This is a genomic window from Vibrio sp. 1F169 (assembly GCF_041439605.1).
Classification (GTDB): Bacteria; Pseudomonadota; Gammaproteobacteria; order Enterobacterales; family Vibrionaceae; genus Vibrio; species Vibrio tasmaniensis_A.
Genome location: NZ_JBGOOI010000060.1, coordinates 18,537 through 27,914, shown reverse-complemented (window position 1 = coordinate 27,914; position 9,378 = coordinate 18,537). Strand labels below are relative to the sequence as shown.

The 9,378-nt window shown below is 41.7% G+C and carries 11 protein-coding genes; 4 read left to right on the top strand and 7 right to left on the bottom strand.

Annotated features, from left to right (window positions below):
* Window positions 1-51 precede the first annotated feature (51 nt).
* From ACED53_RS18230 to ACED53_RS18220, 3 genes are all read right to left on the bottom strand, one after another.
* Window positions 52-705: a hypothetical protein gene (locus ACED53_RS18230; RefSeq protein ID WP_017097913.1), complete on the bottom strand. Its 654-nt coding sequence runs from the start codon at window positions 703-705 to the stop codon at window positions 52-54.
* Window positions 706-1,015: 310 nt separating this feature from the next.
* Window positions 1,016-2,107, bottom strand: coding sequence for a transposase (locus tag ACED53_RS18225; RefSeq protein ID WP_017101402.1), 1,092 nt, complete (start codon window positions 2,105-2,107; stop codon window positions 1,016-1,018).
* Window positions 2,104-2,961: a tyrosine-type recombinase/integrase gene (locus ACED53_RS18220; RefSeq protein ID WP_017101403.1), complete on the bottom strand. Its 858-nt coding sequence runs from the start codon at window positions 2,959-2,961 to the stop codon at window positions 2,104-2,106. Before ACED53_RS18220 ends, ACED53_RS18225 begins: the two co-directional genes overlap by 4 nt.
* A 298-nt stretch (window positions 2,962-3,259) precedes the next feature.
* Here ACED53_RS18220 and ACED53_RS18215 point away from each other — a divergent pair, with 298 nt between their 5' ends.
* Both ACED53_RS18215 and ACED53_RS18210 read left to right on the top strand, forming a co-directional pair.
* Window positions 3,260-4,234, top strand: a complete 975-nt coding sequence (locus tag ACED53_RS18215; protein WP_017101404.1) for an integron integrase — start codon at window positions 3,260-3,262, stop codon at window positions 4,232-4,234.
* A 177-nt stretch (window positions 4,235-4,411) separates the two neighbouring features.
* Window positions 4,412-5,785 (top strand): cytochrome P450, encoded by a 1,374-nt coding sequence (locus ACED53_RS18210; RefSeq protein ID WP_017101405.1) that lies wholly within the window; start codon window positions 4,412-4,414, stop codon window positions 5,783-5,785.
* A 57-nt stretch (window positions 5,786-5,842) separates the two neighbouring features.
* Here the strand turns inward: ACED53_RS18210 and ACED53_RS18205 are convergent, their stop codons facing one another.
* From ACED53_RS18205 to ACED53_RS18195, 3 genes are all read right to left on the bottom strand, one after another.
* Complete coding sequence (locus tag ACED53_RS18205; RefSeq protein ID WP_009847116.1) at window positions 5,843-6,133, bottom strand: hypothetical protein; 291 nt, start codon at window positions 6,131-6,133, stop codon at window positions 5,843-5,845.
* 131 nt (window positions 6,134-6,264) lie between these two features.
* Window positions 6,265-6,660, bottom strand: coding sequence for a DUF3465 domain-containing protein (locus tag ACED53_RS18200; RefSeq protein ID WP_029225537.1), 396 nt, complete (start codon window positions 6,658-6,660; stop codon window positions 6,265-6,267).
* 67 nt (window positions 6,661-6,727) lie between these two features.
* Window positions 6,728-6,976, bottom strand: a complete 249-nt coding sequence (locus tag ACED53_RS18195) for a TIGR03643 family protein (RefSeq protein ID WP_009847118.1) — start codon at window positions 6,974-6,976, stop codon at window positions 6,728-6,730.
* Between the two features lie 498 nt (window positions 6,977-7,474).
* Here ACED53_RS18195 and ACED53_RS18190 point away from each other — a divergent pair, with 498 nt between their 5' ends.
* Both ACED53_RS18190 and ACED53_RS18185 read left to right on the top strand, forming a co-directional pair.
* Entirely contained in the window at window positions 7,475-7,666 is a 192-nt protein-coding gene (locus ACED53_RS18190) for a hypothetical protein (protein WP_009847119.1), read from the top strand.
* A gap of 212 nt (window positions 7,667-7,878) precedes the next feature.
* On the top strand, window positions 7,879-8,298 hold the full coding sequence (locus ACED53_RS18185; protein ID WP_017097344.1) for a BLUF domain-containing protein: 420 nt from the start codon (window positions 7,879-7,881) through the stop codon (window positions 8,296-8,298).
* 93 nt (window positions 8,299-8,391) lie between these two features.
* Here the strand turns inward: ACED53_RS18185 and nrdF are convergent, their stop codons facing one another.
* Entirely contained in the window at window positions 8,392-9,363 is a 972-nt protein-coding gene (nrdF, locus tag ACED53_RS18180; RefSeq protein WP_017101407.1) for a class 1b ribonucleoside-diphosphate reductase subunit beta, read from the bottom strand.
* Between the last annotated feature and the right edge of the window lie 15 nt (window positions 9,364-9,378).

Here is a 9,378-nt window from a genome sequence, read left to right as displayed (position 1 = left end):
TTCAACACTTGGGATTTAGTGTTGGCTACGCAACACCTTAATCCTTATTTGTTAGCCGTAATTATTAGGGAAATATGCAGGAGCATTGTTTTCAATGCTAATCATTAGCTCGTGTGCTATTTGTCTCATGCAAGCTAGTTCCGCACGCCCTTTGAATGCTTCTTCAACGTTACCATCACTAAAGTTCCAACCAAGAGAGTTACGCCTAGATAAGTCCATATAAGACTCTTCGAGGGATGGATCTACGTGAGCGCCTCCATCTGTATTAGCTACATTATTGACTAGTTCTCTACGTGAGAATGTTCTTCCTCGATTATCTTTGAGTACAGGTTCATTCCACCACTTAGAAAACTCCACCTTTCTTGGTGGAATAGGACCCCCGCCCATTTGAACTAAAGGTGTATAAGACCCACCACTACTGTTAACCGTACCACCAACCAGATTACATTCTGTAAGAAGATTTGTTGGGCTCAAAGGTCCGGCAGAATCAAAAAATCGTTTATTTCGCAACCCGAGCTGTTCAAGCAATGATCGGGATTGCCCATGATGATGCAAGAGTACTCGTAAACTCAAAGCTATATGCTTCCCTATAGCTTCAAGACCATCATCGTAGCTTTTGCAAGCATGTTGGAGTATTTGAAGCTGTTCTTTTAACTCGATCTTTAAGTCTTCCTTAGAACGAGAAACTCTACTTTTCTTTGACATAATTTATTACCCTTAGAGAGTATGTAGCTGATATTTTTACGGCTAACGCTTAAGTATTTATCCGTTGTCGTAGCACAATGGATAAATACCTGTTGGACTTGGCTGCTTCTATCTATGGAGTTTGCTTTTTAGGACTGACTTACGTTCCACTCTTATCATTAAGACTGGTACCCCATCAGCCGTCCATTTTCCACTTCTAGCCACCAATTTATCTACTGCGACTATACCCGTTGCATAATCTTTTTAAAAGCGAACAATGCCCCTCTCTCGCCATAACACAACGATAATTTTATTCATTACAATCAGACAACTAGGTCAGTCGATGCTCTGAAACGACTATCCTAGGTCTAATATTGATGCACACGAGTACCATGCTGTTGCTATGGCAGTTCGGACAACACGGTTTCTCTTTCGACACTTCCGACTTCTCTGCGGGTCGCTTTCGTAAGCTTTGCCTAATTTCCGCTATCGCTTTTACCCGTACCGCATTAGCTAAAAAGCCATAATAGCGTATTCGCATTAGCCCTTTAGGCAACACATGTAAAAGTAAGCGTCGAAGTAACTCGCCCGCATTACAACACATTCTTTGCGTCCCATTGGTTCGATAGTCTTTGTAACTCATCGTGATACGGCCATCCACGTTATAACTTAATTGGTTGGGATTTAACCCGATACGATTGCAATACCGAGATAGATAACCCACTACCGCTGTAGGCTCGTGGAGTACAGGTTTACTGTACACAACCCACCTCTTACTAGCGGCTTCCTCTAATAAATTACTGTGCGTTGCTATCAACTCGCTTACTCGGCATAACATCTCTTTCTTAAAGCGAACGGATAGGGCTTTAACCGGAAGCAGGTAACTCTCTTTTCTTGTCGGTTGCCATTGCCGATCTTTTGTAAGCACCCCACTCGGTAGTAGGCAATGAATATGAGTATGTTGACTCAGATTTCTTCCCCAAGTGTGAAGAACCATTAATGCTCCAAGTTGACCGACAAGGTGATGCCGCTCATTAGCAAACGCGCATAATGTTGCCCACACTGAATGAAACAAGCATTGATAAACCACCTTAGGATGCGCTTTAACCAGAGCATTGAACTCGTGAGGTAAGGTAAAAACCATATGATGGTAGGCCACAGGTAAAATATCTTGGCTTCGCTTTGTTAGCCATTGCTGTCTCATCTGCTCTTGGCAATTGGGGCAATGACGGTCTCGACAAGAGCAGTACCAACGCGTTTCATGACCACATTGCTGACAACGCCAGTCGTAGCTGCCCATACGCTCTGTTCGGCAGTCTCTTAAATGGTTAAGCACTTGCCACTGTCTCGGTGTGACTTTGCTTTTATCAAGCTCTTCTAAGCCTTGTGTTAATACGGCTTGGTAAGGAGATAATGCGTTCATTCGCTCTCCTCCCATAGTTGAGCAACTAAGTCGAACTTACTTCCGTCCGAGCTTTCGTTGTGATGACCAATCCAATGGGTGTACCTCAATGTCGTTTTGATATTCGAATGTCCGAGGTAACGCTGAAGAACATTCAAAGGCATGCGCGACTCAAGCTGATGAGTCGCATAAGCGTGCCTCAAAGCGTGTATTCCTCCTAATTTTCTGACGTTTGCCTCAACTTTTGCTGCTTTGAAGCATTTCTGCAGAGAGCTAATACCCAATGGCTTTTCGGGCTCTAGGCTGGGAAACAGCACTACGGTGGGATGATAATGACACCAGTAATTTCGAAGATGATTCAGTTGGCTATCACCCAGTGGAACAAAGCGATCTTTTTTACCTTTACCACAATGAATGTGCAGTCGTTTCGCCGTACCATCAATGTCTTTCACGTACAAGCCTACGACCTCACTGACACGTAGGCCACATCCATAACACATTTCAAGTGCGGTCTGATATTTAAGACTTCGACAATGACTAATGATACTTCTTACTTCCTCGCGATTAAGCAGCTCCGGTATTTTACTGGCGCGTTTAATCGGGGGAACCAACCGCTCTTCAAATTCTCTATTCAAAACGGCACGATAAAAGAACAAGATGGCATTCAAAGCTTGAGCACAAGTACTACTACTTAAGCTCCGCTCTGTGGTGAGCGTACGTAAATACGCACTAATCTGTTGATCAGTGAGTAAATCGGGGGACAGATCGTAAGTAGTAGATAGATCTTTAACCCAACGTAAATAGCTTGCATGGGTTTTCGGAGAAAAACGGCGAACCGCCATTTCATCGATAAGTTGTTGTCTTAATAAGGTCATGATGTATTCCTTAATCTATGGATACATCATAAGTTTGGTCTATCAGGTAAGTGAGAGGAAAGCCCTCCGCGAAGCGGCTTAGTTCAACAGCTCTTAGACAGAAAAATTCTGCATTTAAATATAGAATTTTTCTATCTAGTATCTTGATGAAGTTAACCATACCCCGTTTTTATGAAAACTAACAGCAACTTAAGCACTACGAGCATCTGCCTGAATCCCAAAATACAGATTTTTTCTATATAGCATGAATTGATGTGCCAAACTGAAACTCATGTATATATAACCAGTTAAAATTAAAATGCAAAAATCACCATTTCTAGCCTACATACAAGAGTATATGTTGGGGAGACACTATGCTCTTCGTACTACACAGGCGTACATTTATTGGATTCACCAGTACATTCTTTATCATAATAAAAAGCATCCCAGAAGTTTGACTTCAAGGCATGTAGAAGACTTCTTGACGCACTTAGTTGTTGATAGGAAGTCAGCACAGAAAACGCAGAGCCTAGCCCTCAATGCGATAGTCTTTTTATACAAAGAAATCATCCAAGAACCCATTGAACTTGATATGCAGTTTCGCCGTTCAGACAAATCCCGAAAGTTGCCAACGGTTATGACTCCAGAAGAAATTGGCAGGTTCTTTAACCACTGCTCACCTAACTTCAAATTACCTTACCAATTAATGTATGGGTCAGGCCTACGGTTGATGGAGTGTCTACGCTTACGAATGCAAGACATCGACTATGACTACAAATCAGTGCGAGTGTGGCAAGGAAAAGAAGGAAAGAACCGTATAGTGACAATAGCCCCCGAGCTTTTTCCCGCAATCAAGTTACAACAACAGAAATCCGCAGAATACTATCAGCAAGATATACATGATAAAGCTTTTTCTGGCGTATACCTGCCCGACTCTCTAGCTAAAAAATACCCGAGTGCAGAAAGAAGCTTAAATTGGCAATTTCTTTTTCCTTCTGCTCGTCTGGCCCCCGATTTACGAACAGGTGAATTACGTAGGCATCATATTCATCCAACAGCGCTACAAAAACACATTAAGGTCGCTAGCCAAAAAGCCGACATTGAGAAAAACATTTCCTGCCACACTTTAAGGCATTCATTTGCGACGCACCTTCTTCAAAGCGGTGCTGATATTAGAACAGTTCAAGAACAGCTTGGACATACCGATCTAAAAACAACGCAAATATATACTCACATCATAGATAGAGGAGCCAACGGCGTAATTAGTCCACTATCAAGAATATTCGTTAAGTAATTGTCGGGGAATCTCGGGTTCCGAGGTTTCGTAAACTTAGCGGCTAACCACTCACTTACATACCTTTACTTAACAAACCAGGAAACTTGCTAAATTAAATGGTGACTTTTACTTATCGCTCTAGCCGTAACTTCCGTATTGTTACGCGCCATCAATGATATACATAAGGAAATGCAAATGAAGCGAATTGAGCAACTACCAATGCCACCCACTTCTGGTGTTTTAGGACATGTGAGCTATTTAAAAAAGTCCAATGTTCATCAACAAATGTTGTGTTGGATTAAAGAGTACGGTGCTCATTTTCGTTTAAAACTAGGCATGAAAGATGTACTTGTATTGTCTGATGCAGCTCAAATCAAATCAGTGTTGAAATCGAGACCGGATGAGTTTCGCCGCCTAAAGAATATCGAGAGTGTCTTTGATGAAATCGGTCTTAATGGCGTATTCTCTGCTGAAGAGGAACGTTGGAAGCATCAACGAAAATTAACAGAACCGATGTTTCAACCGAGTCACCTTAAACATTTTCACCCTCAGTTAAGCGTGATTGCAGAGCGTTTGGGAAAGCACCTTGAAATGCTAGCGGAATCAGGAGAAGTGGTCGAACTCGTAGCAGAGTTTAAAAAATACACGGTTGATGTAACATCTCTGCTAGCGTTCGGGGAAGACTTTAACTCTATAGAACAAACAACTGTGCCACTAAGTAAAAGCTTACAAAACGTATTTCCGGTAATAAATCAACGCTGTAGTTCTCCAATTCCATTGTGGCGTTTTTTCAAAACGAAAAAAGACAAGCTGTTTGATACCAGTTTGGAAGACATAGGGCATTTCGTTTATGGGTGTATTGAAAAACAACGCGCTCGTCTGGTTCACGAACCAGCCCTTAAAGACTCACCAGAGAACATGCTGCAAATCATGTTATTGGAACAAGAACAAGATTCCTCATTAACTGACCAAGATATTGTTGCAAATGCTATTACCCTTCTATTAGCAGGTGAAGATACCACAGCGAATACACTGGCATGGATGGCATTCTTAGTCAGCGGCAATCGCAGTAGTGAGTTGGCCTTACAAGATGAACTTGACGCCCTAGGGAAGAGAAAAGTCTTAGAATGGCCGCTTCCTCGAACACCTTATATGACAGCGGTGATGTATGAAGCCATGCGATTAAAGCCAGTAGCACCACAACTTTATTTGGAACCCACACGAGACACTCAGATTGGTGACATCGAAGTAAAAAAAGGCACGCCTGTTTTTGTAATGCTACACGCGAATGGTTTTGACCCTGATTTATTTGAAGATCCAACAACGTTTAACCCGAATCGTTGGGTAGAAAAAGATGGCGCTTCCTTCTCTAACCTTCAGCCGTTTGGTGGAGGAGCAAGGCTATGCCCTGGACGCTCATTGGCCATGATGGAAATTAAACTCGCCTTTCATACATTGTTTAAAGAATTCAGCATTGAGCCACAACAAGCCCCTGAAACTGTGGTTGAACAGTTTGCGTTCACGATGTCTCCCGTTGGGTTTAATGTAAAAATAACCAAGCGAAGCTAGCTTACAAATAGACCTATCGAGAGCCAATGATAGAGCCGAACTATCGGCTCTTTTCGTCTATTTCAACTCATCCAACACTTCATAGCATTCCGTGTCTATTTTCAGATAAGTACCTTGATCTAAAGCTATCGTATGAAATTCTGGGTCACCCACATCATTAACCAAATTGACTTCAAGCCAAACTTTGCCAAATTCATCGATATACCAAACTCGCCACAAAAGATTGGACTGTACAAGCAGCTGATAAAGCTTGTAGGTCATATACAAGTCTGAACCCGCTTTCTGTGATGCTTCAATGAGATCATCAGGAATACTCACGACTTGAACTAAATAATTCACTTCAATCATAAAGCCTCAAATTATTAAATCACTAAAAACCAAGTTACAACAAAACCCAGTGATAGGCACCCTTTCACTACCTATCTCTAACACCCTTCTACGATGCTCTTCAATGGCAGATATGCCATGCCAAGTGTCGTCTATTCGTATATTTTCCCATTATGCTTCAGCCAGCCATGAGCATGGTGATTCCGAGGGTCTTTGTGGGTCCAGTGCATCACGCCACCTTTCTTGTTCCATTCATACTCCCCATAAAATTCAACTCTATCGCCCTTTCTCAATCCCTGAATACGAGGAGCTAAATCAATATTATGTGCCACCAGCAAAGTTTGTCCGCTGTCGAGCCTTAAGATAAACTTCTGATGTCGAGAGCCTTTATTATCGTCTGGAAGTAATCGTGAAACTAAACCCGACCCACGTACTTGAACATCACTTTTGTGATTTTGGTAAGCTTGCTTAAGTCGCGCATCATTGGCCTGAACATGGCTGACACCAAAGCAGAGCAATACCAAAAATAGAGTAATAAACTTTTTCATTCCTTTTATTCCTTTCTTTTCCATACAGGGATATCCATTGAGGCTACAAATCTACGTAAGTATCAATTTAACGATGCTTATACTGAGTAGGGCAATAACCTCTAGATACATCTGAGCTACGAAGTTTTACGTGCTTGGTAGAGCGACCAGAAACGCGAGTACGCCACAACTTGAAACTGCCAAGCTTCAAACGACTGCGCATCAAGCGAATCACCTCTGATTCATTTAAACCAAATTGCAGTTCTATTGCTTCAAACGGCGTTCTGTCTTCCCACGCCATTTCAATAATTCTTGATTCAGTCTCTTTAGATAACATCTTTGCCTACTCATCTTCAATTAAATGAACAGAAATACGTTCCTTCTTGCTCATTAGATCAAAGACTTATCGCTTAAATTGAAAAACCCCAACATCCAAAAAGCAACGGCAGAATTACTAATCCATCAAGTCATCAAGTCCGTTTATGGCTAAAGATTAAAACAGGATGCCGAAGATGCGACATCGCAATAACCTGAACCAATACAAAGTAATTTCGAAAAAACGTAAAACCACAAACCACACTAGTTCGATTTGTAACCACTTATTACATTGAATTTTTTTAAATAAACCCCTACCCAAAAGTCTACTGAACGGTGGTCACATTACACCATACTTATCATAGGTAATACGGCCATCCACCCTCTTATTTATCACATTTTGGAATACCAAAATCATTCAATTGAACTCATCAACACAGCTTATTAATTAAGCAATTGAACTCATAACGTAGACCCTGTACGCTTACACTATGCACACGGTTACTTAATGGAGATCACAATGAACGAACTACTGACAAGCGCCATGGAACAGAAACAACGAACAACAGTGACCAGTTTATTCGCAAGGAATGGATTTAAGATCGCAGCCACTGATTTTGATGATGTGACTTTTGAACGTGAAAGCGTATTGGTCAATGTTCGATTCGATGCATCTTCCAACGTCGAATCGATTTCGGTTCTTAACGACTAACGAGAGACTCGATGCAAGCAGGTCGCTAGAATGATTGAATGTCCAATATTCGGCTCATTTTAGCGCATCTTGCTAGCTGTCCTTTGCGACTTCATCGCCATCCTCTTCTCTTCCGAAAGCCCCCGAGTGACAATTAGGTCAATAACTCGCAATTCCATGAGCTTGGCTTATATTTATTAATACCCTTTGAACAAAAATTCGAAATGATGCCTATGTTCCTAACTCGGTTAATTTATGTCAGTACACTTTCCGAATGTTGTGATTCCAAAGCACTGGATGAAATACTCACTATCTCACGAGACCACAACCGGCAGAGCCATCTAACAGGGCTTCTCAGTCATAATCAAAAGTACTTTCTTCAATGCATTGAAGGCTCTAGGGAGGCGGTAAACCATACCTACAATCACATCCTAAACGATAAGCGGCACGAGAGAGTGACCATACTGTATTTTAAGGAAGTTGATTGTCGAGAGTTTGGAGATTGGTCGATGGGAGACATTCCGCAGTCTAATTTGACTGAACTGTTGAACTTACAATTTTCGACTTCGGATCAATTTAACCCATACGAAATGTCTGGCGAAAGTGCTTATAAAATGCTTTTAGAGTTAAAGCAAAATTTGCCGTCTGAGTGACCTAATTTTCAAACGGCTGGCCTTAGAACGATGATGTCGATTCAAGGGTAAGTAATCCTCTTTCAAGCCCGAGTTCATACTCGGGCTATTTGTTCAAAAGTCCCAGTCATCGTCTTCAGTAGCGACAGCTTTACCTATGACATAAGAAGATCCAGAACCAGAAAAGAAGTCATGATTTTCGTCAGCATTTGGCGACAAGGCGGCCATGATAGCAGGGTTAACCTGACATAACTCATCCGGGAACAATGCTTCAAACCCTAGATTCATCAATGCCTTGTTGGCATTGTAATGTAGAAAATGCTTCACATCTTCAGTTAAGCCAACAGGATCATAAAGCGATTCGGTATATTGCGTTTCGATTTCATAAAGAGAGAACATTAATGAATAAGCTTCATCCTTAACTCTCGCCTGTTCTTCCTCACTAAGAGATTGGTAAGCGAGTTGAAATTTGTATCCAATGTAGTAACCATGAATCGCCTCATCACGAATAATCAGACGGATCAAATCCGCTGTATTGGTCAGTTTAGCCCGACTCGACCAATGCATGGGTAGATAAAACCCAGAATAGAATAAGAAACTCTCTAGAAAAACACTGGCCACTTTTTTCTTTAGCGGATCGCCTTCAGCCAAATAATCGTCGAGGATAATCTGTGCTTTTTTCTGTAACAGAGGGGCCTCTTCAGCCCAGCGAAAGGCTTCATCAATTTGCGGCGTAGTACACAAAGTTGAGAATACAGAAGAGTAGCTACGAGCATGAACTGCCTCCATAAAAGCGATGTTAGTTAATACCGCTTCTTCATGAGGTGTTCTCGCATCTTCCATCAAGGCTGGCGCACCCACCGTATTCTGAATCGTGTCGAGTAACGTTAAACCGGTAAAAACTCTAATCGTTAGCGTTTGCTCTTCTTCAGTTAGTTGCTTCCATGTTTGAATATCATTGGATAAAGGTACCTTTTCAGGCAGCCAAAAATTAACCGTCAGGCGATTCCAAATCTCTAGATCTTTACCATCAATCATACGATTCCAGTTAATCGCTTGAACAGGTCCGGATTCCATCTTTTTCATTGCGTTTATCCCTTT

What these genes read in the sequence shown, in the direction of transcription:
- ACED53_RS18190 (WP_009847119.1), top strand. Translation starts at nt 7,475, where the DNA reads ATGAACGAACTACTGACAAGCGCCATGGAACAGAAACAACGAACAACA.
- ACED53_RS18185 (WP_017097344.1), top strand. Translation starts at nt 7,879, where the DNA reads ATGTTCCTAACTCGGTTAATTTATGTCAGTACACTTTCCGAATGTTGT.
- ACED53_RS18215 (WP_017101404.1), top strand. Translation starts at nt 3,260, where the DNA reads ATGCAAAAATCACCATTTCTAGCCTACATACAAGAGTATATGTTGGGG.
- ACED53_RS18230 (WP_017097913.1), bottom strand. Translation starts at nt 705, where the DNA reads ATGTCAAAGAAAAGTAGAGTTTCTCGTTCTAAGGAAGACTTAAAGATC.
- ACED53_RS18225 (WP_017101402.1), bottom strand. Translation starts at nt 2,107, where the DNA reads ATGAACGCATTATCTCCTTACCAAGCCGTATTAACACAAGGCTTAGAA.
- ACED53_RS18195 (WP_009847118.1), bottom strand. Translation starts at nt 6,976, where the DNA reads ATGTTATCTAAAGAGACTGAATCAAGAATTATTGAAATGGCGTGGGAA.
- nrdF (WP_017101407.1), bottom strand. Translation starts at nt 9,363, where the DNA reads ATGAAAAAGATGGAATCCGGACCTGTTCAAGCGATTAACTGGAATCGT.
- ACED53_RS18200 (WP_029225537.1), bottom strand. Translation starts at nt 6,660, where the DNA reads ATGAAAAAGTTTATTACTCTATTTTTGGTATTGCTCTGCTTTGGTGTC.
- ACED53_RS18220 (WP_017101403.1), bottom strand. Translation starts at nt 2,961, where the DNA reads ATGACCTTATTAAGACAACAACTTATCGATGAAATGGCGGTTCGCCGT.
- ACED53_RS18205 (WP_009847116.1), bottom strand. Translation starts at nt 6,133, where the DNA reads ATGATTGAAGTGAATTATTTAGTTCAAGTCGTGAGTATTCCTGATGAT.
- ACED53_RS18210 (WP_017101405.1), top strand. Translation starts at nt 4,412, where the DNA reads ATGAAGCGAATTGAGCAACTACCAATGCCACCCACTTCTGGTGTTTTA.